Genomic DNA, 24018 nt, shown 5'->3' on the forward strand with positions numbered 1-24018 from the left:
CTTTTGGTTCTGAAAATTAATAAATTATAGAGTCTGATGGAATAAGAGGCAACTCGTAATTACCATAATCAATACTAATTTTGCCATTGTTGAGGTTTTGAACTCCAGATTTTTTTAAACCGCTGTTGAATAGGTAAACAACTTGTAGCTTTTTGAATTGAGCAAGCTTTTGCAACTGGTTCTCCTCAAATTTTGTTGCAGCTAAGTTGATTGATTTTAAATTTTCGAGTTGACTCAATTTTTCAATACCTACCCCGGTTATTGCTGTATTGTCCAATTTCAGAACGGTTAGATTTTTAAGTGTCGCCAATTTTTCAAAAATAGCATCGGTTACTTGGGTGCCACCAAGGTCTAAAACAGCAATTTGTTGGCCTAACGGTTTTAATAGTTGAAAGTCGTTATCGCCAAATGAGGGTTTGTTGATGCACGTCACTCGAAGAAAGTTAGAAGCTTTACTGATATTTTGTACGTGTATGCCTTTTGATTTGATGTTATTTATACTGTCTTGTGAAGCGGCAGCGATTGCTACGTCGGGATAATCGTAATCGTGTTTCTTCGGAAAAAAAGAAAGGAGCAAGCTTTTTTCAATTCCTAATTCACCAATGGAGCCCTCAAACGGGTTACCTAGGTCGATCCATGTTTTAACAAGGGCTATTTCTTCCTTGGTTGGTTGAGTCTTCTCTTTTGGTGGCATGTGGTCTTCGTCATCTTGGGGTAATACCAATCGCGTATAAAGAGGACTCTCCCCTGAATTGTTTGTTTCGATGATTTCCCCATTTTCACCTCCTTTAAGAATGCCTTCCGGGGAATGCAGTTCGAGCTCACCTTTGTTTTTTTTAGGATTGTGGCAGCTAGCACATTTGTTGTTCAAAATTGGATCAATGATATCGGCATATAATTGTGCTTCTTGCCAATTTTCATCGTTCAATGCGATTTCTTTTTCTTGAAAGGTAGCGATACCCAAAGCCAATTTTATCGAATTCGGAAGTGGTTCGGTCAAGTACCCTTTACCATGGGTGATATCTCCACCCAAATGTCCTGTTAAAGAAATCATGACCAATAGCACTACTGAAAAAGCGGCTACAGGCATACGTTTGAATAGTTCGATATTTTTAGGTTTCTTGATGCGCAGGTACATCAAGAAGCAGAAAACCGCGGTAGCAATCCCTGACCAAAGATGGAATTTAATCGTATCAAAAGCGTACCCTTCTCCCAAATACTGTAGATATCCTGTAATACAGGCCAAGACCGCAGTAATCGCACCCCAAAGAAAAATGAACCCAATTACGAAAGGGTACTCCTTTTTTTTACGGTCGTACCATTGTAGCAGCAATCCTAAAATGATAAAGCCAATAGGCAAATGAACAAAGAGAGGATGCAAACGCCCCAGCAATTGTTTTAAAACGTCCATAAAAAGTTCCTTTTAGTCAATGTTCATCCGTTTTTTATCGCCTTCATCATATAGACATTGGCCTTCCATTGGTCGGCCACATGAACTTGTATATAGCGTAATGTCGGTAGATAATTTGGTGGGCCGAATTCGGTGGTAATGGTAACTGCCCTCTGGTCGTAATGCGGTTTATGCGAAAAAAAATAACGTATGTTGGCGACTAAGAATAAGGTGTAAAATAATATCATTGGTTGGTTCGTCGGGTTGATTGTTTTAAAAGTTTCCTTTTTGGGATTTGGAGATTTTATGCCAGTATTTCCTTTATAATGTGGCCTTCTACATCTGTCAATCGGAAGGGTCTCCCTTGAAAGTCAAACGTAAATTGCTCATGATCAAAACCGAGAAGATGAAGAATCGTAGCATGAATGTCGTGAACAGAAACGCGTCCTTCAACCCCTGAGAAGCCGATATCGTCGGTTTGGCCATGGGAAGCTCCTTTTTTGATGCCTCCCCCGGCCATCCACATGGTAAAGGCGTCGCCGTGATGGTCGCGGCCCTTATACCCCATTTTTTTATTTCCCCTGTTTTCTTGCATCGGTGTTCTGCCGAACTCTCCGCCCCAAACGATTAAGGTTTCATCGAGCAGGCCACGTTGCTTCAAGTCTAAGATCAAGGCTGCAATTGGGCGATCTATTTCACGGCATTTGTTGCGCAACCCTAAATCTACTGCAGTATCATGTCCGGTTCCATGACTATCCCAGCCCCAATCGAAAAGTTGCACAAAGCGCACCCCATCTTCGACCAGTTTTCTTGCTAGAAGACAGTTGTTGGCGAACGATTCTTTGCCTGGCTCTACACCGTACATTTCCTTTACATTTTCTGGTTCATTGTTGATATTCATGACTTCCGGTACGGCTATCTGCATTCGGTATGCCATTTCGTATTGATTGATACGTGCCAAAATTTCGGGATCGGCATATTTGGCGTACTCCTCCTTATTGATCTTGTTGATCGCTTCAATGGTACTTTTCTTTAAATCACGCGTAATACCCTCAGGATCTTCGATGTAAAGCACTGGGTCGCCTTTTGACCTACATTGCACCCCTTGATATACCGAGGGTAGAAAACCGCTGCCCCAAACACTCTTGCCCGCATCGGGAGAATTACCTCCCGAAGTAAGAACCACAAAGCCCGGAAGGTTCTGGTTTTCAGATCCAAGACCATACGTGGCCCAAGCCCCGATACTTGGTCGGCCCAATCGCGGGCTTCCCGTATGCATAAACAATTGGGCAGGACCGTGATTGAATTGATCTGTATTCACTGCTTTTAAAAAAGCGACCTCATCTACAACTTTTTTGAAGTGTGGAAGAAAGTCCGATACATAGTTTCCTGAATCTCCTTCTTGTTCGAATTTGGCCTGGGGTCCCATCAATTTGGGCGTTCCTTTGATAAACGCGAATTTCTTACCTTCCAACAGTGATTGCGGACAATCTTGCCCATCAAGTTTTTGGAGTGTTGGTTTGTAATCGAACATCTCCAGTTGTGAAGGGGCACCGGCCATGTGTAGGTAAATGACCGATTTCACCTTAGGTCCATAATGTGGTGCCAGGGTGGATAACGGATTTAAATCGCGTTCCGAAAACGCCATTTGTTTTTTTGGTGCGGCTTTACCTAAAGGATCACAGCCCATAAAAATGGAACTCAACGCAAGACCGCCCATACCTTGGGCGCAGGATTTAATAAAGTGTCTTCGCGTCTTTTCCTGAGCTTCGCGGGCCAGTTTTTCTTGAATCAGTCTTTCTACAATGTCTTTCACGTTGGTTTCTTTTTTAGGCTTTCGTTAAAAACTCATCCAAATTCAGAATGGCGTTGGCCACCACGGTCAAAGCACCTAATTCAGGGGTTGGTTTATCTTCAAAATGCAAGAACATTTCAGGTGCCTCGGCATTTTCGGTAAACGTAATCAATGAATTATGGTAAAGCTCCTTCAGGGCCTCTAAAGTGCCAGGTTCGATTTCGGTTAGCGTAGCTCTTTCGTAGGTCTTCTCGATACTTTTTTCAATATCGCCGATCATTTGATTGTTTTTGGCCAATTGATACGATGCCTCGAGATAGACCGGGTCGTTCAAGGTCACCAAAGCCTGTAAGGGTGTGTTCGTCACTGTTCTTCGAATGGTGCAGACTTCACGGCTACCAGCATCGAAGGTCAGAAACGAAGGATATGGGCTAGTACGCTTTAAATAAGTGTAAACGCCCCTTCTGTATCTATCCTCTCCTGTGCTTTCTTCCCATTTGGCGCCGTTGTACACTGTTTGCCAAACCCCATCGGGCTGTGGGGGCATAACACCTGGTCCATACATTTTCTCGCTTAAAAGTCCGGATACGGCCAAAGCCTGGTCACGAATCTGTTCGGCGCCCAACCGTATTCTGGGCCCTCGGGCCAACAGTTCGTTTTCGGGATCAATTTGGTAAATTTCGGGGGTACTCTCCGAACTTTGTCGATACGTGCCCGATAATACAATTTCTTTTATAAGCGCTTTGACGCTCCAATTGTGTTCGTTCATAAAACGCAAAGAAAGCCAGTCAAGCATATCGGGGTGTGATGGTGGTTCTGACTGAGATCCAATATCTTCGACAGTGGAAACCAGACCTCTGCCAAAGATTTGGTGCCATACCCGATTGACCAATGTGCGGGCCGTAAGCGGATTCTTTTTGTCTACGATCCATTTTGAAAGTCCTAAGCGATTATCGGGCCAGTCGCCGTTCCATTGGTTCAAGCTTTCCGGAGTCCCGGCTTTTACGGTATCGGTTTTAGACATCCAGCCACCACGATCAAAAATCTGTGTGGTACGTTGCATATACTCCGGATTCTCTGCCATAATCGGCACCGTTTCGGTGTTCGCATTCAAGAGTTCTAGAAATGCAGCGTTTACCGCAGCCCATCCAAGCTGATCGGCTGCCGGTATATCATCGACAAAACCGACCCAATATAAGTTAAGAATATTGGCCTCTTTGGAGGCTGCATTGTTCTGGGTCTCGATATAGAGATCGGTCTTTTCCACAATTTTTCTGATTGGGAACTGTGCCGTGGTATTGTTTTTGGTTTTATCAATCGTAAATTCTCCTAAAATAGGGCCATTGGCATCCCTTTCCCGAATAATCATCTTCGTGCCGTTATAGTGAGAGCGATAATTCAGGTATACGTAACTGGCTTCGTTTGTATAGGCATTGTCAATGATAAGATTGCCATCGTCCCAAAATACCACGGAGGCGTGATCGTCATAGACGGCATTATCAAACTGTTTAAAAAAGTGAGATTTGTACACCGGCTCAGTGAATTGCATAAAATTTTTCAAGGCCGTAAACGATTTTTCGCTACCATGTTTTGCGGTCCATTCAAGGATCTTGTCTACTTTTTGCTGCTGTTCGGGCGTGTAGAACTTTAGGATGGGTGATTCATTGGGGGTGTCTTCATCTCTTGAGTTATTGAAGAAAGCCATCAATTTGTAATATTCCTCGAATTTAAAAGGGTCGTAAGGGTGGCTATGACATTGCACACATTCCATGGTGGTGCTTTGCCATACCGAAAAAGTAGTGTTTATTCGATCCATGACGGTGGCCACGCGAAACTCTTCATCGTCGGTGCCCCCTTCGTCATTGTTCATGGTGTTTCTGTGGAAAGCCGTAGCGATTAATTGGTCGGTCGTGGGCTGCGGCAATAGGTCGCCCGCCAATTGCTCGATGGTAAACTGGTCGTACGGAATATCTTTATTGAAGGCGTCGATGACCCAATCGCGATACTTCCAGATCGACCGCCCCATATCTTTTTCATAACCTTTGGAGTCTGCGTAGCGCGCCAGATCGAGCCACCAAGTCGCCCATTTTTCGCCATAGGTTTTTTGAGCTAATAGCGTATCGACCAAAACTTCATAAGAGATATCGTTCGATTCAAATCGTTGTAAAAGCTCAGGACTCGGTGGTAAACCGACGAGGTCAAGGGCCAGTCTGCGAGCTATGATGTTTTGTGCTGCGGGAGGGTTGGGTGTTAGTTCTTCCCCGTCTAATCGGGCTAAAACAAAATTATCTATTCCGTTCTTTATAAATTCCGATGATTCTTTTGACGAAAATCCGGCCTCGTCCGTTACCGCAGGCACAATCACTTCTTCCGGAAGTGAATAGGCCCAATGTTCGCCCCATTCGGCGCCTTGGTCTACCCAGCGCGTCAATAGTTCAATTTCTTCAGTTGAAAGTTTGGGTTTTTCGTAGGGCATACGCAGTTCAGGGTCTTCTTCGTGCAGTCTTTTGATCATTTCGCTTCCAGCAGCATCACCGGGAATAATGGCGGGTTTGCCAGATTCCGTATTGACAAAGGCTTCCTCTTCAAACAACAGGCTGAATCCCCCGTTTTTCTTTACCCCCCCATGGCAGGTGATACAGTTTTTGTTGAGTATTGGCTTGATCTGAGTGCTGAAATCGACCTTATCCGAGGGTTGGCATGCGCTAATGAATAAGACCATTGCCGCAATACCTAGCTGCCAAAGCTTTTTAAAAAAGTTCTTTTTCATTTATTTATCTTCTGCTTTATTCCTTCCCATTAATCAAAATAGCGAATCATACAATCAACTTTTCAATTTATGAAATTGTGCAATATTATGAACTATTACTCAAAGTTAAAATAGCTAAATTTTGTTAAAATATAGATAATAGCATAAGAAGGCCGCTATTAATTTGCAATACCATCACTATTTAACATTTAATTTGTTCAAGCGGAATGTATGCATTGAAGAACTTTGCTTTGCGCGATTTTGGTAAACTAGGCGTTTCTATGTGGAACAAAAATAAAAAAGGAGCTTAAAAAGCTCCTTTGAAATAGAATAATGTAGATGTCGTCTAAGCTTTTAACTCGACCTGTTTATTTGGTCCGTCGACTGTAACTTTTACCAAGCCATGATTCGCAAGGGCCTTCATCGATTTGTCCCATTTTTTGCCGCTAAGTCCCGCTTTTCCTTTTAGTTCGTTCAATTCCATTTTGCCCGTTGGTTTTAAGAGTTGAACAATAGCTTTCTCTTCTTCTGAAAGTTCTACCTGTTTCTTTTCAGGTCGCATCTGCGGGAAGAATAAAACTTCTTGTATCGAGGCATTGTTGGTCATAAGCATAACTAACCGGTCGATTCCGATTCCGATACCCGAAGTAGGTGGCATTCCGTATTCCAGGGCACGTAAAAAATCGTTATCGATAAACATGGCCTCGTCATCGCCCTTTTCCGAGAGTTTCAATTGCTCCTCAAAACGCTCGCGTTGGTCAATAGGGTCATTAAGCTCTGAATAGGCGTTTGCCAATTCTTTGCCATTGACCATCAATTCAAAACGTTCGGTCAAAGCCGGGTTGGTTCTGTGTTCTTTGGTCAGCGGGCTCATCTCTTTTGGGTAGTCGGTGATAAATGTGGGCTGCACATAATGGTGCTCGCATTTCTCACCGAAAATTTCGTCGATAAGTTTGCCAACGCCCATAGTGTCATCAACATCTAGGCCCAATTTTTTTGCTGTTTCACGTAATTCTTGTTCGCCCATGCCTGCAACGTCGAAGCCCGTATGAATCTTAATGGCTTCTAATATGGGTACACGGGCATATGGGGCCTTAAACTCAATTTCATTTTTACCCACAGTAACTTTTGAAGTGCCATTGGCATCAATGGCTACCTTCTCGAGCAATTGCTCCGTGGTATCCATCATCCAATTGTAATCTTTATACGCAACATAGAGTTCCATAACCGTAAACTCAGGGTTATGGGTACGATCCATACCTTCATTGCGAAAATCTTTAGAAAATTCGTAAACACCGTCAAACCCGCCTACGATTAAACGTTTCAAATACAATTCATTGGCAATACGTAAATACAAGGGAATATTCAATGCATTGTGATGCGTCAAAAAGGGACGTGCCGCGGCACCACCCGGAATTGGTTGTAAAATAGGAGTTTCTACTTCGAGATAACCCTTTTCATTATAAAATTGACGTATGCTGTTCGTAATTTTAGTCCGTTTGATAAAGGTATCCTTTACTTTCGGATTGACCACTAAATCAACATAACGTTGGCGATAACGTTGTTCGGGATCATTGAACTCGTCAAAAACTTTGCCTTCGGCATCTTTTTTTGGTAAGGGGAGCGGACGAAGCGATTTGCTCAATAACGAAAAGTTCTTGACCATTACCGTTTTCTCCCCGACCTGCGTTGTAAACAGAACGCCTTCGATACCGATGATGTCTCCTATATCCAGTAATTTTTTATAGACTTCGTTATACAGTGATTTGTCTTCTCCCGTGCAGATTTCATCACGATTGAAATAGACCTGAATTCTACCCTCGCTGTCTTGAAGTTCGGCAAAGGAAGCTTTACCTTGTATTCTTCGTGACATTAACCTACCAGAAATAATTACTTTTTTTCCTTCGGTATAATTTTTTTTAATCGTACTAGTAGTGGTGTCCACCGGAAATAATGCGGCTGGATAAGGGTCAATGCCCAGTGCTCTTAGCTGGGTCAGTTTTTCCCTTCGGATGATTTCTTGCTCGGAAAGTTGCATATTCGTTATTAAGGCTGCAAATATAGCGAGTCTGAACTAATCTTTCAACGCAGAAACAATAAAAGGAGCTATTCGATCGACGAACATTTTATAAGCCTTGCCGGAAGGGTGGAGCCCGTCGTCTGCGACCAGTTCGGGTTGGTCAAGTCCCTGACGGGAAATATCGGTGATATAAACATAAGTGACGTTCCTAAGACTGGCCGTGCTCTCGGCAAAAGCATTATAGGCATCTATGTCTTTTGATATTGTTTGCATACCGTTATTTTCTCCAAAAGGGGTGTAGCCGTAATCGGGAATTGATATCACGATTACTTTGTTGGGGTCATTGCCCGCAAACGCAATGGCTTGATCTAATAATTTCGGGAACTCTTCCTCATATTGCGAGAATGGTTGACCTTGGTATTGATTGTTTACCCCTATCAGTAGGGTAACAAAATCATATAATGGGTTTAAAGAACTGTTCTCAATACCGTCGATGAGGTTGTCGGTGCGCCAGCCCGTAGTAGCTACAATATCGGTATTTATCTTGGCATTAAGATTTTTTTCTAACGACTTCTCCAACTGTTTGGGAAAACTTTCCGAGGCATCAACGTTTTGGCCGACAGTATAACTATCGCCTAGGGCAAGATAATTATACTTTTCTCGCTTTGTATCTGTATCTTGAGGTTCTTGCTGTATGTTATTAAGGTTTTCGGTGGCCATTAGGGGTGAATCTTCACCTTTGCTACAGGCAAATAAAATAAAGGTGAGCGCAAGTATGTTAGTGATTGACATAAAAAATTGGGTTGTTCGCATACTATAGATACGAGGTTTATCATGCTAAGGTTTGGTGCTCGGCTAAAATCTTTATTCCAAGTTAAAATAAATGTAACAAAATATAGATTTTTGCGTCTTATCGGTTACATCAATCAAAAAAATCAAAAAAATCAAAAATGGGTTGCTTACGTGTTTTGTTGGCCATTATTTTTCCGCCCTTGTCGGTCATCGGAAAAGGTTGTGGCTCTTTTATAATAGTATTTCTCTTGACGCTCTGTGGATGGGTTCCCGGTGTCATTGCGGCATTGATTATTTTAAACAATCCGAATTAGTCCGCCCTAAACCAGTTTTAAAAGTAATTGCCCATCTTAGTTGGAAGGTAATTCGTGCGTTGGCAATTTTATATCTTTGTACCAATGAACAAAAGGGTAGACATACAAGATCTCGGACTTAAAGATTATAAAGAAACCTGGGACTTTCAAGAAGAATTATTTCAGCGGACCGTAGATCTTAAGATTAAGAACCGAAGGGAAAGTGAACAAAAAGAAACCCCGAATCATTTGCTCTTTGTAGAACACCCCCATGTGTATACGTTAGGTAAAAGCGGAGATTTTGAAAATCTTTTGGTAACCGAAGATGAGCTCTCCAAAAAAGGAGCAAAGTTTTATAAAATCAACCGAGGCGGGGATATTACCTATCATGGTCCGGGGCAGATTGTAGGATATCCGATATTGGATCTTGACAATTTTTTCACCGATATACATAAATACCTAAGGCTTCTAGAGGAAATGGTGATCCTGACCTTGGCAGAGTACGGACTTAAGGCCGAACGCTCAAAAGGGGAAACCGGTGTTTGGTTAGATGTCGGCACACCCTTTGCGCGTAAGATTTGTGCGATGGGCGTTCGTGCCAGTCGATGGGTTACTATGCACGGTTTTGCACTGAACATAAATACCAATCTTGGGTATTTCGATTTAATGATTCCCTGTGGAATAAAAGACAAAGCGGTAACCGCTTTGAATGTAGAGTTGGGCAAAGAAGTGGTACATGTTGATGAGGTGAAGGAAAAACTATTAAAACACTTCGCAGTGCTTTTTGAAGCGGAAGTCATAAAACAAAAAACCGAGGTGTAGCCCCGGTTGATTGTAGTTTGGAGATTCTTTAATTAGTAGTCAAACTCCATATTTGTTCGAATGGATTGGCAGCAAGTAAAGGATCTGTTTGCGATTGTCCTCCAAGTATAAGAATGTTATTATTCGTACGTATCAAAGTATGGTCGAATAGGCTGGGAATTCGAGGATTGGCATAAACCCCTTGCCAATTGACCATATCCTTCGAATACCATATATCATTTTGTATGCCATCAGTGGTTTTTCCACCAATAAGCCAAACTTGCTCATTATGAACGACCATGGCGTGCCCATATCGCGGAAGGAAATCTGATCGAACGCATCCCGAGGTTCTGGTTTCAACCAGCTCCCAGTTTTGGCCATTTGAACTTTTCCAAATTTTATCAGAGATTCCAGTATCGAAATTGCGACCTGCAATAAAATAGATATGTTTATTGAATACGATTGCCTTTCCCTCGCTCGCAGATGGGAAAGCGTTATTATTGACCAAGGTCCAATTGCTTCCATCAATCGATGAAAAAACTCTTTGCGCCTCCCTATTTTCATAAAGCCCATATTCAAACACAAATATTCTGTTTTGAAAGACCACGGCGCCACTTGTCTGGTCGGGTAGAAAGGGTGCATTGTTGATTTGAATCCAGTTCACCCCATTTCCCGAATACCATACCTCCGCTGAGAGTTCAGGAAGTGCGTCTACTGGACTCGCACCGCCAATCATCCAAATCTTATTATCATAAACCACAAGGGAATGGCCAAATCTGCCTGAAAATTGTGGAGAAGCGTACAGTTTCCAATCTTTACCATTCTTACTTATCCATACTTCTGAACGTGCTGATTCCCAACCGTCATCGGCAACTTCGATTCGGTAAGTAATGCTCCAATAAAGCTCCTTGAAATACACAACGGAATTTGAATGTAGTTGTTCGAAGGGTGCGGTTTTTCGTTCAACTTGTGATTCCACCGTGCATTTTTGCAATGTATATCTAAAATTGACGGCTTGGGTCGTGGTCTCTTGATGGTCTTCGGGAAAGTATGGGTCATCTTTATTACATGACCAAAAGATCACCGAAAGACTCATAATCGCTAAAAAAACTAAGTGTTTTCATGATTTATGGATTTTAAGTGAATAATTTGTTCTACCCTTTTATGGATGCAAACCAACAAGGTTAACTTTCAGGCATTAAAAAACCGAGTTGTAGTTTCTCGGTTTTTTACTTTCTATAGCGTTCGAAGGTCAATTCAATTGGTAATAGCGGGCTACCTCGTCGTAGTTATTGATGTCTATGCCTGCTGCTTCTAATTCTTGCCGTACACTTAGTTGGGTTCCTTTGCGTGCGATACTTCCGGTAGATTCAATAATCAGTATGCGTAATCGTTTTAAATCTCCAGCCCGAATAGCACTATTCGGAATGTTAAAAGTGCTCCCAATTTCTCTAAATGAAATGTTTCCTCTGCCTACGGAGAAAACTATACTGACGTCTGAATTAAGGTAGCGGTCACCACCGAATCCGATCATCACTTTACTAGGTAGTGGATAGGTAAATAACAAGGGTTCGGAAAATTGTAAATACGTCAGAATTGCATCATTTCTCAATACATCTGCGGTAACTTCTGGAATGTCAAAACCGTAGTATGATGAAGTCACAGCAGTAAGGTCATACGTAATAGACTGTACATTGGCATTGCCATCTTCTCCATTGGTTCCCGGCTCGCCCTGTGGTCCTGCCGGACCTGTTTCACCTTGTGGCCCTGTATCGCCGGTATCCCCTTTAGGGCCTGCTGGTCCTGTTTCACCCTGTGGTCCTGTGGCACCAGTTTCTCCCTGTGGACCCGTTGGTCCCGTAGCGCCGTCAACACCGTCTTTGCCATCTTCACCGGCAGCCCCTTGGGCGCCATTCTGGCCATCATTCCCTTTGATGCCCGAGGCCGTATTGCCATTCTGAACAGTTTGCGGTATTAGGGCTTCGTTCAAATTATCTTTTTGGCAAGAGGTTAAGGTTATCAAGGCCAATGTGACAATAGAATAAGTGAATATTTTCAATGAAGTTCTCATAATCAAATAGTTTAAAGATTATTTTTCATTTAATGGAAAAGCGAAAAATAGGTTAACGCTGAAGGAAAAAAAGTTGAGGTGGAGATACTGTTAGATTTTGTGAATTTATTTACTTCACTGGTCGCGCTGGCTTTTTGCCATCGCCTCCTCCAGCATTTTGCTGATTTTTAGTCTTAGTTCTTCCTTTTTTTTAGGGTCTAAGCTCGTATTGTACAAGTCATATGTTTTTCGAGCTTGCTCTTTTAGTTCTTCAGAACCTTCCAGTTGGTTTAGAAGTTCAAGATAATTGGTAGCCCCACCAAGAGGGTTTTCATCTCCAGCCCCGCCGATTGTGAAAACTTGGTTGAGTATTTTGACCTGTTCATCCATTAGATTTATTGATTTGTTGGTGTCGGACTTTATATTTTCCGCATCGGCGGATTTATTTTGATTCTCATGGTTTGTTTGACCCGAACAGGCCAGAAAACTGATTGTCAAACAGAAAGTAAATAGGGTTGTGCTTAATTTCATCTTCTATAATTTACAAGGGTTATGGTTAATTTAGGGGGTAATAAAAAAAAAGAGGAGGGTGACAGTTCCCGTGAATGCCACTAATAACACGTACTTAATAATTTCGAGAGTTTCATAAGTGTCCATAATGTTTAATTTTAGGTTTGCCCTTTTATGAATGTTATTTTGATTGGTTAACGTCCTGCTTTAATTTTTTTAACGGAAAAAGTATATGTTCAGGGAGGAGCAAAGCTTATGGGAATAAAGAAGGGGGAGTCTTACAAGTGCTGATTTCGTTGGAATTATCTTAAATTTCGAGGATGAAGGCATGCAAAAAATCTTAAATTAGCTTTCTTGACTGTTAACCATCTCATTAGATTTACATTAAATGCAAAACGAGCAGGCGGAAGTAACACTTGAAGATTTACGCATCGGATCTGATAGTGTTCTTAAAAGGGTATATGAAGAGAACAGAGGTAAGTTTTTGAACTATGCCAAACGATTCGGCCTGTCGGAAGACGAGAATGTCGATGTATATCAAGACGCCTATGTTGTTTTTTATGATAATATAATGAATGGAAAAATTGAAAGATTTACCAGCAGTATTTCGACCTATCTGTTTAGTATCGGCAAATATCTGATTTTTGATAGACTGAGAAAAAATAAGAAGACCGTTGGGTCTAATTTTGACCTTTCTATTGTAAAGGATGAAGCAGCGTCTATAGACCATTTAGAAATCGATGCACCTGAGCTTACCCGGGAGCAGCAATTGTTGCAGCAGCATTTCAGCTCCTTGGGAAAGAAGTGTCAAGAATTACTGACCTTATTTTATTATAGAGGATTTACTATTCAAGAAATAATGGAATCAGAAAATTATAACAGTGAGAATGTCGTAAAAGCGGCTAAGTCCCGTTGTATGAAATCACTTAGAGAACGTATTAATACAAATGCCTCTTAGACATGGACAAGGAACTTTTACTTTATAGATATTTTTCAAACCAGCTTACAGAACAAGAGAATATACAGTTGCAAGAGCTTTTAAAAACAGACGGCGACTTTAAGCAACAATTTGATTTTCAAAATAATCTGAAACAAGTTATTAATGATAAAGAAAACAAAGAACTAAAAGCAAAATTGGTAACCTTTGAGAATGCTTTTTCTCAAGAGAAACCAGCAAGAACCTTTTCACGCCCATACTATTCGAAATGGGCAATGGCTGCCTCAATTGTACTCTTTGTCGGACTTGGTTGGGTGGCATTCAATAACTTCTTCGGAACGAACTATGAAGAGCTTTATGAGAACAATTTTCAACAATACCCGAATACTGTATATTCCATAACGCGGGGAGAATCGGTCAAGTCGATTGAGGGTGATGCGTTTATGGCCTATGAGGCAGGTAGCTTTCATAAGGCTTTAGAAGGTTTTCAGAAAATAAGTGAAGAAGAAAGAAATGACTACGTTGACTTTTATATGGGGCAATCTTGTCTACAATTAAACCAATTGGAAAAGTCAAAAGTACATTTTCAAAAAGTAATTGACAATACTGGGGAATTTGCCGCCGAATCTCATTGGTATTTGGCACTCATAGCTATAAAGCAGGAGAGCAAGGAAAAGGCTAAGCAGCAATTGAACGAACTTATTTCGAAATACGATTATAATAAGGACAAGGCTACTGAACTTCTTTTTGAATTAGATTAGCTTTTCTGTGATTATAAAATAGAAAAAACACAAAACCTAAAATAAGCATAACTATAACAGGCCAGAACCAAGGAATGGTTGGGGCTTTATTGGGCACTAATGGGGTATTGTCGCCAATTACGATTAAGGCTGCCCAAAACGATGGTGATATCATGGTCCCCCGATACGTATCTATATAATTAATTTTAGCCTTTCGCAATGCTGCAGCTTTAGTCAGACCTTCGTTTAGCCCTTTGTAAAAGGCTACCATTAAATCTTTACTTGCCTTATCGTTAATTGTCCATAACGAGGCTACTACACTTTTTGCCCCGGAATGAAAGAAGCCGCGTGCCAAGCTCATGGAACCCTCGCCTTTTTTAAGTTCGCCTAGTGAGGTATTGCAAGCACTCAATACCACCATATCGGCCTGGTTTTTAGTGGCGTATATTTCGTTTAAAAATAATTTTTTGTCACTAAAGGCAATCCAAGGGTTGCCATTTTGTCCAACATCGGCGTGGGTAGAGAAATGAATTATTTTATAATTTTCTAAAGCTGATAAAAGAGCGGACTTTGTTGCTTTGCCGTTCAATAATGAATTTCCGGGATAGATTTTTTCGACTTCCGTAACTTCTGCCCCACTAAATGCAAGTTTTTGGAGGCCTACGTTAGAGAATTGAATGGGTGCAATGCCAAGTAATTCGTTTTCAGTATTATGGATAACATTTTTCTTAATATCCAAATAAGACATCGAATAGGCATAGCGGGTTTCTACTTCTTCAATCAAATAATTGTTCTTATCGACATTGACCACCAAAGCTTCGAACGGTAGTTGTTGTAAAATATAATCTGTGACGATGGTCACTTTTTTCCCGCGGATCGATTGATAAACCCTCTCGGGAATCAGTGCATTAAAAACTTCGTGTGAAAGTCTGTTATAGTCGGCGATTTTCTTTTTGCTCGCAACAAAATCAGTTAGTTTTTTATATAACGAGATTATCTTTTCATTGAGCAGGTGAGGATCATCAATTTTGAAAAATATTGTTCGCTCTGTCGAACTTAGAAGTCCGTAACCTTGCTCATCATTAAGTATGTATTGTAAAACCACCTCCTCATTGGAGGCATAAGTTCTCTTAAAATCGGTATAAGGTAATATATCTGCTTTCTTTTTAAGATTGGCATATTTTGGAAAAGCGATAGACAACGCCTTATTAAATTGGTCATAGTGTCGCTTATTGGCATAAACCTTTTCCCGGAGTATCTCGATTTCATCGCTAGATTTCGATGAATTTAATTGTAATTCGTTTTCTGATAGGAATATGGCCCGTTTTAAATCAAATTCCTTTTTTGCAACGGAGTCGGGTAATTGGGCAATATCTTTCGCTTTTTCATTGGAAACATCCTCTAGTAATAACAGTGCTTTGTTACGTTCTAAATAATAATAGGCATCTTCTGGTCTGTCTAAGAGGTAACAAACTTCTACCGCATTCATATAGAGTGAAGCCCCTTTCTCCCGCCAAAAGAGTTTTGATTGGTATTCGGTGCTTTCAGAACGAATAATATCTGTTAGTCGATCGGCTAGGGCAAAGGTTTCTAAGGCTTGAACTAAGTGGCTTTTGTTATTGTCGTGATGGTAATATCTTAGCCAGCCGTTGGCTTTTGAAATAACATGATTCAGTAACTTGGTTTTTTCCGTTGCCAGTTCCAAATCTTTTAGGCTGAAGAGGTCTTCGTAATCCACTGCTCTAGTCTTATCGATGGCATAGACTATGGCTTTTTGGTAAGATGTTAACCCTGTCTCATATTTGTTTTGCGCTAAATACAAATCTCCAAGACTTTCATAGGGTAATGAATAATCTGGGTCAAGTGAGATAGCTTTGCTCAGGTTGAACAAGGCGCTATCATACATCTTGAGCTGTATTTCCGATAAAGCTAGTCCGTTATAAACTTTACTCAAATTTTCAGCATCCAAAAACTGGGCATTTACCAAGACTTTGCGAAAACGCTCCGCAGCTTCCAAATGGTTCCCAATTTCGGCCAAGCGATTTCCTTCAGTGTGGTCAATACTACTTCGATATACTAGCGGTACTTCTTTGATTTTACTTAAGGTGGAGTCTGCCCGTATCAAGTTGGTTTTAATTTCGTTGGAGTTTTCTTTGTAACCCATTTCGGCATACGTTTCGGCGATAAGGAGATTCAGGTCGGCAAATCTCAAAAGTTCCTCTTGATTCAGTTTATCCTTCTTACGGTAGAGGAACAATAATTCATTAAATCGATTCAGTGCCTTGTAAAAGTCACCTATTGTCAGGTAAAGCATGCTTAACTGCTGATTGGCATCCAAATAAAAATCTCCTGTTTTACCTAGGTCGGCAAGTTTCAAATTGGTTTCTATGGCTTGAAAAAAGTCATCGTTCATTGATTGAAAAAAGCCTAGGTTATACAACGTTTGCCCCAATGAATCTATATGTAAAGCGTCTATATTTCTTTTTATTTTCACCGCCTTTTGGGTATAGGCGATGGCATTTGAAATGTCTGATTCGGTGCCATTATCGAGCCATTTTTGATAGTACCATTTACTTCCCATATTATGATATAGATCTGCCAGATCTTTAGGGGAAAGTGTTTTTTCATCTGCTGCAAGCAGTGAATCGATGCTGTGTTGCTTGTTTTGTATGGTAAGGTCGGAATCTATGATTTTAAGGAGATTCTGAGTCTGGGCTTGACATAAAAAACCAAGAAAAAGGAAGAGTATTAAAATCGGTCTCATAACTAAATATAGTTCATATTGATGGGGACTGCAAAATGGACCAAACCTATCATGACAACTTAAATGTGAAAATGGTTTGCATAAAATAAAGATCCCGATTTTTTAACCGGGATCTTCATTTAAATTTAAGGTGTAGGTGGCTGTTCCAATGCCCGTCCTTCGGCTATATAGCTGTTTAAGCTTGATATGGGTACCGTTAAATTTAAAACATGCCCTTTCAGGTCGATTATACCATTATTGTTGCCTTTTTCTTTCGCTGCTATGCCTGAAACATAGGCTGCGCCATATGAAGTGCCCTGAAGATTGTCTATGGCAATGGGAGTAGAGACGGTATTGAATTCTAGGTTGTAAGGTCCGTATAAGGTCGCCAGGTCTATACTGCCTGTGCCGCGATTGGAAGACGAGTGTATTTGAATGGCTCCACTCGAATCGAGGTCGTACCCGCCCACTGCTAATATGTTATTAGATTCAAAACCCGAAGGAAAATGGCGTATGTCTCCACTATCGACTTCTGCTCCTTCGTTACCGGCTGACGCAATAACCACAGTATCATCCCCTAGTTTTTCGATGAGTTCGGGCAAAAGAATGAGTTCATTCAATTCTTCGGTTTGCAGAGTACCTCCGAAACTGGCATTGACAATATCAATGTTTCTCACTTTTTCTTCGAACTTATTTAGGTAGTTCATGGCGCAAACAAGGTTTGAATATGATCCCTTTCCAGAAGAATCAAAAACTTTTAAAGGTAAAATCTTGAAACCAATGGTAGGTTCTAGAATATTTCTAATTATTTTAGTGACATAAGTACCATGGCCATGTTTGTCAATAGGATTATCCGAGTTGTCAACGAAGTCCCATCCGGTATAACTTTCGTCACATATAAGTCCATCCGTATCTATTAGATATTCATAATCGACTTGGTCATAATAATAATCTATGCCTGTGTCGATAATGGCGATGATAACATCATCATCTATGCTTGGGGTCGCCGAACCATTATCATCACCAACGTCGGTAATCTGTTTGTCAATTGGAATTGTTATTTCAAAATCGATATCACCTTTGACTCTTTCTCTGCCACTATTTCTATTTAGGCGATCTCTTGCACCTTCAATGTCGCTATCGGTAGCAGTAGTATCAATGGTCCATAACTCAATATTTGAATCTCCACAACTGCAGGTTTCAGGGGGAGCTGCTAGTACGAAGTCACTACCGGGATCAGTGCCTCTTAGCTCATTTTTCTGGTCTGGGGTCATTCCTTCCAGACGCACAATCATTTGGTTTTTAGAGAACTTTATAGGTGGCTTTTGTGTAACCGGTGGGTTTTGATTCTCATCATCGTCACCATAATCATGCCCATGATGGTGGCTGAATTTAGAACATGCGACGAATAGAATAGTGCATAAAAACAATAGGAGCGATATCTTAATTTTCATAATATAATTTTGTTGCTCTTGGGTTTAATCTATGGCCATAGGCCATTTAATTATGAGTTTTGCCAAAGAAATGATAATTGGCTATTTGCTAAACTTCGTTAGTTCCATGCGGGTCATTAAATTGCCGTTTTTTTTGTATGATTCTTGCTTGATCATACCGATGCCTTCGGCCAACCAAAGTTTATTGTCGGTCTCAATGGTTGCTCCCATAGTTTTTGAGGTGCTGGTTTCTGTTATCAGATAGCAATCAAAGGTGCCGGCGGGCGTAGTTATGCTTTCTTTTTTTTCGACTTTTCGATTTATCATATCAACGGTAGTTTTCATTTTTATACCGCTCATGTTCATCGAAACGGAAACATTCGCATCTTGTAATTCTTTGCCTACGCTGAGGTCATTGGGTAATTGTATGTCAGTTCCGCTAATGTCCATTTCCACACCCATATCTTCATATTGCTTCATCATTGCCGAAGGAAAAAGCGATGTATAATCTATTTTAATGCCATCTTCCGAACAGTTGATATTATAATTGGTGCTAAATACATCTTTGCCCTTGTCGTCTGTGAACTTTATATCAAAGGTTGCTGAAGTAGAGCCACCAGAATTGGTTACGTTGGTAATCTTGTAATCGGTAATGCCATCGGTCTTTCCTTTTTTGTTATACATGGTGTATTGAAAAGAAGCCCCTTCGACCATCGGGTAATATTTACTACAACCACTCTGGGCGTTGATACTTAAAGTGATAAGCGTACATAGTATTACGGTCAATGCTATTTTTTTCATTTTCATATTTTAGTTACTAGGTTAATTTCAATTATTTTAGATTACTGTTTAATAAACTCTACTCTTCTGTTTTGTGCTTTTCCATCAGCATTTGAATTGTCACCAATGGGTTCGGTTTCTCCTTTACCTGCAGTTGATAGTCTGTCCGTTCCGATCGAATAGATTGAGACTAATGCGTTTTTGACGGCATCGGCCCGTTTTTTCGAAAGTATCAGGTTGGCATCATTCTCACCATCTGCATCCGTATGACCAACGATTTTCAATTTCATAGCAGTCTCCTGTTGTAAGACTTGTGAAATCTGACGAATAATGCCCATTGATTGCGGTTGTATATTGGCAGAACCGCTATCGAAAAGAATACCGTTGGTCGATACCTTTCCTTCCGATATGAGGGTTCTTCTTAAGTCTAAACCTCCTTCCGCTACCTTTAAATTGGTAATGAAGATACGCTCTTTTGCATCTTTGAAATTATTCATATGGAATTTTAAGGTTTTCAATACAGCGCCTTGAGGTACAATTCTAGGGATGTCGATGTGCTTCTCTTCATTTACCCAAAGACGAAAGCGTTCTTTGTTCACGGCAATGGATATATGGGGCCGATTCAAAACCTCTTCCCGAAGATCGGCTCTGACTGTACTATATATTTCACGTTTGTTATTAATATGGTTAGCCATGGTAATGCCAATGGCCGAATATTGACAAAAAGGAAGGTGGGCATGTACAAAGTTGGCGCCATCCTTAAATTTATTGTCATCGCTCAGGGCTACACGTAATATGGCGGTAGAGGAAGTTTTATTGTCCAGCCCCACGGCCATGATATCAAACTCGATCGTATATTCCTCGGGTAAATCGGGAACATCTGGAATGAAATACAGACCGTATCCAGAAATCAATTCGAACCATTTTTCCGGTGAATCGTTCATGGTTACAATTTCACCACCTCCATTGGTATTCCATTTTGAAGGGAAATCACCAATAAAGTCATTGGAGAAATCTTCGAAGAATAATATTTTGTCGCCAGGTACAAAATCAAACTTACTATATACGGTAATTGATTTTGTATCGGTCTCACCGATTTGCATTTCTGAATTTCCTCCGTTTTGGTTTTGATTTCTAGTGTCGGAATCTGTAGCCGCACCATTAACTTGAGGGGTAGGGTCGGACTGTTCTGTTTTGGGAGTTGGGTCTTTCTTTTGGCCGGGTTCTAAAATGCTATCGAGCACTTGATCCGTTTTCTCTGCGGTTTCTTTTTCGACCCTTCGCTCAATAGTTCGTTCCGCAGCTTTTTCTGCCCTTTTGCCAAGCTTTTTTAAAAATTGGCCGTTTGCGGGAAGAAATGTGAACATAAGCAGCAAAGGTGCAATAATGCGTATGAGGCGGGGAATAGCTTCCATAGTATTTATTTTGTGTTTTAAAGAAACAAAAACTCAATAAAGATTGAAACCATTTTCAATCCTTGATAGGGTAATAAAAGAGACGTTTGTAAGTCTTTTTTAAAGGAATTACTAAGGCTGTAACCCTTTTCTTACCGCTGTTTTTCCTTTAAACTAAAAATAATCTATGCGGTCTGATATTCATGTGATTTTTGTACAATCGGAAAGCTTTTGTGTATAAGTGGTACTTAAATGCGTGCCGTTCTAAAGATCGAATGACAACTGGTCCGGTAGCAGGCGGAAACTAAAACGGTGATATTTTGTAGTCCCGTATTCAAGAATGGCATTGCGGTGCTCGCGGGTAGGGTAGCCCTTATTCTTTCTCCAATTGTACATGGGGTATTCTTCATGTATTTTTTCCATGTACGCATCACGATGTGTTTTTGCGAGTACCGAGGCTGCGGCAATGCTCATGTATTTGCTGTCGCCTTTTATGATGCACTCATATAAGGTATCATGGTAAGGTTTAAACCGGTTGCCGTCAACAATGATGTATTTCGGAGGGTCTTTTAACTGGTCTATAGCCTTATGCATGGCCTTTATTGAGGCGTTGAGAATATTTATCTTATCTATTTCCGAAGGAAATATGTGGGCCACCCCAAAACTTAGGCTTTCTTTTTCTATGAGTGGCTTTAAATAAATTCGCTTCTTATGTGATAGTAGCTTTGAATCGTTAAGTGTTTCATTGCAGAAATCGGTTGGTAACAATACGGCGGCAGCGGTCACCGGCCCGGCCAGACAACCTCTACCTGCCTCATCGGTGCCAATTTCGTCAACAAATTTGTGGTATGATTTTAGCAAACTACTTAAAAAGTTAATCTTTGGCAAGATAATATGAATCGTGCAATTCGGCAATTAATGTTACTTGAATGCATACTTAATGGTTTGTTGTTAAACTTTCACATTTCATTAGCAACAAAAAAATTACCTTTGTTAATGATATCGTTTCAGTAACGGTCTTTGACCTTTTTTGACATAGGTGAACCGGCTTCGGGTTGAAGAAGCCCTGAATGGGTTCATCGGTTGAATTGATCCCGCCGGCACGTGCGAATTAAAAGAGCATCTATCCGGTAATTAGTTTAATGCCCTGAAGGGCAATTATTTTTTTTAATGAGATACATCCTCTTTTTTCTTCTTTACATTTTTTTTAGCTCCGCTATATTCGCCCAAAATGATGCCAGACCACCTGAAAGAAATCGAGATTCTTTGGGTCAACAAAAATCAAATAACCGAGAACAAGTAGCAAAAGGTGAGCGTATGCGTCAAGATGAAAAAACGGTTACGATCGAAGATTATAAGATTATCTCCCATGCCCGTGACACTACCTTTCTAGATACCACCTTGACCATTAAAAAGGAATATAAGTATAACTATCTGCGAAAAGATGATTTTGAATTGATGCCTTTCGCAAACGTCGGGCAACCATATACCAAATTGGGCGTTGATTTTGAGCGCTTCAGTTTGTATCCTAAAATAGGAGCAAGGGCGAAGGGTTTCAATTATATCGAGATTGAGGGTATTGATTATTATAATGTAGCTACGCCGATGACCGATCTTTTTTTTAAGACTACCTTCGAGCAGGGGCAGTTATTAGATGCCATGTTGACTTTTAATACTTCAGAGCGACTTAATTTTTCACTTCATTATAAAGGCTTTCGGTCTTTGGGTAAATATCAATATAATGAAGCCGAATCAGGAAATTTTAGAACAACAACTAATTACGTTACAAAGGATGGAAGATATCGATTGAGAGCTCATATAGCCGCTCAAGATATCGTAAGCGAAGAGAATGGAGGGCTGATTAATAAAGAAGAACAATTTGAGTCCGGAGATGATAATTTTACCAACAGAATTAGAGTAGATGTTAGGTTTACCGATGCCGAGAGCAAAATTTTGGGTAAACGTTACTATCTTGACCATAGTTACAAACTGCTTCGAAGCCAAAAAGATTCTAGTTCTGTAGAAAGAACAGCGTTGTCTATTGGGCATAAATTTAGTTATGAGACAAAGTATTATCAATTTCAGCAAAGTGCGCAAAACGATTATTTTGGAGATGGTCTTTTGAGTAGTATTGACGATAAGGCAAACCTTAAGACAATGTTCAACGAGTTTAGTTTAGAATTCAATAACCTGACCTTGGGCAGACTGCAAGGAAATATAAGTCTCTACAATTACGATTATTTTTTCAATAGTCTTTTAGTTACTGCGACCCAGCGTATTCAGAACCAACTGAAAGGAGAGGAGATAGCTTTAGGCGGCAGTTATTCGAAACAGTTTGGTAAACTGGGTATAGAAGGAGGGGTTAAGTACAATCTGGTCGGGGATCTCACAGGAAGCATTCTTGATGCCTCGGCTACTTATAAATTCGATGAAAAGAACACGTTTAGGCTGGGGGTACATTCCTCTACGTCGATGCCTGACTTTAACTTTTTATTGTATCAAAGCGATTATGCCAATTATAATTGGCAGAACACATCGGCTTTTGAAAAAGAAAAAGTAAACGGATTACGCGTCAATTTTGATTCAGAGGATTGGGGTGATTTGTCTTTAGATTATACTACAGTCGGTAATTATTCGTACTTCGCTTCGGCCTCCGATATTTTGCAGGAAGGCGATCAAGAACAATCGGCGATAAAACCGTTTCAAGAAAAAAATATTCTGAATCACACGAAAATACAATATCGTAAAGAATTGAAGGTCGGTAGTTTTGCTCTGAACAACACCCTCATGTATCAAAATGTTTCTCAGGCCCACAATGTTCTGAACCTACCTCAGTTCGTAACTAGAAACACCCTGTATTTTTCTTCCGATGTATTTAAGAAGGCCATGTTCTTGCAGACCGGCATTACATTTAAATATTTTACGTCGTATAATATAGATGCGTATAATCCAGTATTGGGTGAGTTTTATATTCAGAACGAAGAAAAGTTGGGAGGCTTCCCCTTATTTGATTTCTTTATCAATGCGCGAATACAGCAAACACGAATCTATTTAAAAGCCGAGCATTTCAATTCTTCGTTCGGTAAGAGCTATAATTTCTATTCAGCACCCAATTATCCCTATCGCGATTTTGTTATTCGTTTTGGGTTGGTCTGGAATTTCTTTTCTTGACAAACGGCTTTAATCTTCTTTTTATCGGTTTAGGTTGTTCAAAATGCCGCTATGTTTCATTGGAGTATAAGGCGTATCCGTGGTGTTTTGTGATTAGCGCCCCAATTCAACTTTAACTGACATTTTCTTTCACTTAGATAGTATTGTGAATTGGACTTCCTTCATTTTTTAAGCTACTTGTTTGTGGTTCAATAACTTATAGTTTCTTACTGTGGTGTAAGTGATGGTAGTCGGGAGTTTAGGGAAAATGAATGCTGTTTTGCTTTTAAAAGGAAACCGCTTTGTAATCATTGTTTTTTTTATTTTTTTTCCTTGTAGGATCACTTGATTTTCAGTACCTTAGAATTCCTTTTTTTTAAATCATAAAAAACCCTTGCAAAAAGAGTTGCGTAATAGGGAAAAGGTTGTAGATTTGCAGCC

Annotated in this window: 19 protein-coding genes; 5 read left to right on the forward strand and 14 right to left on the reverse strand. The window is 40.4% G+C overall.

Going from position 1 to position 24018, the window contains the following annotated elements; genetic code table 11:
• Nucleotides 1-16: 16 nt before the first annotated feature.
• From AACZ88_RS23135 to AACZ88_RS23160, 6 genes are all read right to left on the reverse strand, one after another.
• A complete protein-coding gene (locus tag AACZ88_RS23135; protein ID WP_339715933.1) occupies nt 17-1411 on the reverse strand; it encodes a c-type cytochrome domain-containing protein in 1395 nt (464 codons plus the stop codon).
• A gap of 23 nt (nt 1412-1434) precedes the next feature.
• Nucleotides 1435-1638 (reverse strand): hypothetical protein, encoded by a 204-nt coding sequence (locus tag AACZ88_RS23140; protein WP_339715935.1) that lies wholly within the window; start codon nt 1636-1638, stop codon nt 1435-1437.
• Nucleotides 1639-1694: 56 nt separating this feature from the next.
• Nucleotides 1695-3206 (reverse strand): DUF1501 domain-containing protein, encoded by a 1512-nt coding sequence (locus AACZ88_RS23145; RefSeq protein ID WP_339715938.1) that lies wholly within the window; start codon nt 3204-3206, stop codon nt 1695-1697.
• Nucleotides 3207-3219: 13 nt separating this feature from the next.
• The gene (locus AACZ88_RS23150) at nt 3220-5955 is read right to left on the reverse strand and encodes a PSD1 and planctomycete cytochrome C domain-containing protein (RefSeq protein ID WP_339715941.1); all 2736 of its coding nucleotides are present in this window, start codon (nt 5953-5955) and stop codon (nt 3220-3222) included.
• A 325-nt stretch (nt 5956-6280) separates the two neighbouring features.
• Nucleotides 6281-7972 (reverse strand): lysine--tRNA ligase, encoded by a 1692-nt coding sequence (gene lysS, locus AACZ88_RS23155; protein ID WP_339715943.1) that lies wholly within the window; start codon nt 7970-7972, stop codon nt 6281-6283.
• A 36-nt stretch (nt 7973-8008) separates the two neighbouring features.
• Nucleotides 8009-8746, reverse strand: a complete 738-nt coding sequence (locus AACZ88_RS23160; protein WP_339715946.1) for an SGNH/GDSL hydrolase family protein — start codon at nt 8744-8746, stop codon at nt 8009-8011.
• Between the two features lie 158 nt (nt 8747-8904).
• On the opposite strand from AACZ88_RS23160, the gene AACZ88_RS23165 reads away from it, so the two are divergent.
• Nucleotides 8905-9060 (forward strand): YqaE/Pmp3 family membrane protein, encoded by a 156-nt coding sequence (locus AACZ88_RS23165; RefSeq protein WP_339715948.1) that lies wholly within the window; start codon nt 8905-8907, stop codon nt 9058-9060.
• A gap of 84 nt (nt 9061-9144) precedes the next feature.
• Nucleotides 9145-9861, forward strand: a complete 717-nt coding sequence (lipB, locus tag AACZ88_RS23170; RefSeq protein WP_339715951.1) for a lipoyl(octanoyl) transferase LipB — start codon at nt 9145-9147, stop codon at nt 9859-9861.
• A 28-nt stretch (nt 9862-9889) separates the two neighbouring features.
• Here lipB and AACZ88_RS23175 read toward each other — a convergent pair whose 3' ends face one another.
• From AACZ88_RS23175 to AACZ88_RS23185, 3 genes are all read right to left on the reverse strand, one after another.
• Nucleotides 9890-10936: a hypothetical protein gene (locus AACZ88_RS23175; RefSeq protein ID WP_339715954.1), complete on the reverse strand. Its 1047-nt coding sequence runs from the start codon at nt 10934-10936 to the stop codon at nt 9890-9892.
• 156 nt (nt 10937-11092) lie between these two features.
• Entirely contained in the window at nt 11093-11911 is an 819-nt protein-coding gene (locus AACZ88_RS23180) for a hypothetical protein (protein WP_339715957.1), read from the reverse strand.
• Between the two features lie 114 nt (nt 11912-12025).
• Nucleotides 12026-12421 (reverse strand): hypothetical protein, encoded by a 396-nt coding sequence (locus tag AACZ88_RS23185; protein ID WP_339715960.1) that lies wholly within the window; start codon nt 12419-12421, stop codon nt 12026-12028.
• A gap of 367 nt (nt 12422-12788) precedes the next feature.
• On the opposite strand from AACZ88_RS23185, the gene AACZ88_RS23190 reads away from it, so the two are divergent.
• Together AACZ88_RS23190 and AACZ88_RS23195 are read left to right on the forward strand one after the other, a co-directional pair.
• The gene (locus AACZ88_RS23190) at nt 12789-13358 is read left to right on the forward strand and encodes a sigma-70 family RNA polymerase sigma factor (protein ID WP_339715963.1); all 570 of its coding nucleotides are present in this window, start codon (nt 12789-12791) and stop codon (nt 13356-13358) included.
• Between the two features lie 2 nt (nt 13359-13360).
• Complete coding sequence (locus AACZ88_RS23195; RefSeq protein WP_339715966.1) at nt 13361-14098, forward strand: tetratricopeptide repeat protein; 738 nt, start codon at nt 13361-13363, stop codon at nt 14096-14098.
• Here AACZ88_RS23195 and AACZ88_RS23200 read toward each other — a convergent pair.
• From AACZ88_RS23200 to AACZ88_RS23220, 5 genes are all read right to left on the reverse strand, one after another.
• The gene (locus AACZ88_RS23200) at nt 14070-16841 is read right to left on the reverse strand and encodes a CHAT domain-containing protein (protein WP_339715969.1); all 2772 of its coding nucleotides are present in this window, start codon (nt 16839-16841) and stop codon (nt 14070-14072) included. The two genes, AACZ88_RS23195 and AACZ88_RS23200, sit on opposite strands and share 29 nt — an antisense overlap.
• A 125-nt stretch (nt 16842-16966) precedes the next feature.
• Nucleotides 16967-18274 (reverse strand): S8 family serine peptidase, encoded by a 1308-nt coding sequence (locus tag AACZ88_RS23205; RefSeq protein WP_339715972.1) that lies wholly within the window; start codon nt 18272-18274, stop codon nt 16967-16969.
• 81 nt (nt 18275-18355) lie between these two features.
• Nucleotides 18356-19054 carry a hypothetical protein gene (locus AACZ88_RS23210; RefSeq protein ID WP_339715974.1) on the reverse strand — a complete coding sequence of 233 codons (699 nt, stop codon included), beginning with the start codon at nt 19052-19054 and terminating at the stop codon, nt 18356-18358.
• Nucleotides 19055-19095: 41 nt separating this feature from the next.
• Nucleotides 19096-20448, reverse strand: a complete 1353-nt coding sequence (locus AACZ88_RS23215) for an OmpA family protein (RefSeq protein WP_339715977.1) — start codon at nt 20446-20448, stop codon at nt 19096-19098.
• Between the two features lie 243 nt (nt 20449-20691).
• On the reverse strand, nt 20692-21288 hold the full coding sequence (locus tag AACZ88_RS23220; protein ID WP_339715980.1) for a ribonuclease HII: 597 nt from the start codon (nt 21286-21288) through the stop codon (nt 20692-20694).
• A 309-nt stretch (nt 21289-21597) separates the two neighbouring features.
• Here AACZ88_RS23220 and AACZ88_RS23225 point away from each other — a divergent pair, with 309 nt between their 5' ends.
• A complete protein-coding gene (locus AACZ88_RS23225; RefSeq protein ID WP_339715982.1) occupies nt 21598-23598 on the forward strand; it encodes a putative porin in 2001 nt (666 codons plus the stop codon).
• Nucleotides 23599-24018 lie beyond the last annotated feature (420 nt).

The sequence above is a fragment of the uncultured Kriegella sp. genome, assembly GCF_963975415.1.
Taxonomy (GTDB): Bacteria; Bacteroidota; Bacteroidia; order Flavobacteriales; family Flavobacteriaceae; genus Kriegella.

What these genes read in the sequence shown, in the direction of transcription:
- AACZ88_RS23135 (WP_339715933.1), bottom strand. Translation starts at nt 1,411, where the DNA reads ATGGACGTTTTAAAACAATTGCTGGGGCGTTTGCATCCTCTCTTTGTT.
- AACZ88_RS23140 (WP_339715935.1), bottom strand. Translation starts at nt 1,638, where the DNA reads ATGATATTATTTTACACCTTATTCTTAGTCGCCAACATACGTTATTTT.
- AACZ88_RS23150 (WP_339715941.1), bottom strand. Translation starts at nt 5,955, where the DNA reads ATGAAAAAGAACTTTTTTAAAAAGCTTTGGCAGCTAGGTATTGCGGCA.
- lysS (WP_339715943.1), bottom strand. Translation starts at nt 7,972, where the DNA reads ATGCAACTTTCCGAGCAAGAAATCATCCGAAGGGAAAAACTGACCCAG.
- AACZ88_RS23160 (WP_339715946.1), bottom strand. Translation starts at nt 8,746, where the DNA reads ATGTCAATCACTAACATACTTGCGCTCACCTTTATTTTATTTGCCTGT.
- AACZ88_RS23165 (WP_339715948.1), top strand. Translation starts at nt 8,905, where the DNA reads ATGGGTTGCTTACGTGTTTTGTTGGCCATTATTTTTCCGCCCTTGTCG.
- lipB (WP_339715951.1), top strand. Translation starts at nt 9,145, where the DNA reads ATGAACAAAAGGGTAGACATACAAGATCTCGGACTTAAAGATTATAAA.
- AACZ88_RS23175 (WP_339715954.1), bottom strand. Translation starts at nt 10,936, where the DNA reads ATGAGTCTTTCGGTGATCTTTTGGTCATGTAATAAAGATGACCCATAC.
- AACZ88_RS23180 (WP_339715957.1), bottom strand. Translation starts at nt 11,911, where the DNA reads ATGAGAACTTCATTGAAAATATTCACTTATTCTATTGTCACATTGGCC.
- AACZ88_RS23185 (WP_339715960.1), bottom strand. Translation starts at nt 12,421, where the DNA reads ATGAAATTAAGCACAACCCTATTTACTTTCTGTTTGACAATCAGTTTT.
- AACZ88_RS23190 (WP_339715963.1), top strand. Translation starts at nt 12,789, where the DNA reads ATGCAAAACGAGCAGGCGGAAGTAACACTTGAAGATTTACGCATCGGA.
- AACZ88_RS23195 (WP_339715966.1), top strand. Translation starts at nt 13,361, where the DNA reads ATGGACAAGGAACTTTTACTTTATAGATATTTTTCAAACCAGCTTACA.
- AACZ88_RS23200 (WP_339715969.1), bottom strand. Translation starts at nt 16,841, where the DNA reads ATGAGACCGATTTTAATACTCTTCCTTTTTCTTGGTTTTTTATGTCAA.
- AACZ88_RS23205 (WP_339715972.1), bottom strand. Translation starts at nt 18,274, where the DNA reads ATGAAAATTAAGATATCGCTCCTATTGTTTTTATGCACTATTCTATTC.
- AACZ88_RS23210 (WP_339715974.1), bottom strand. Translation starts at nt 19,054, where the DNA reads ATGAAAAAAATAGCATTGACCGTAATACTATGTACGCTTATCACTTTA.
- AACZ88_RS23215 (WP_339715977.1), bottom strand. Translation starts at nt 20,448, where the DNA reads ATGGAAGCTATTCCCCGCCTCATACGCATTATTGCACCTTTGCTGCTT.
- AACZ88_RS23225 (WP_339715982.1), top strand. Translation starts at nt 21,598, where the DNA reads ATGAGATACATCCTCTTTTTTCTTCTTTACATTTTTTTTAGCTCCGCT.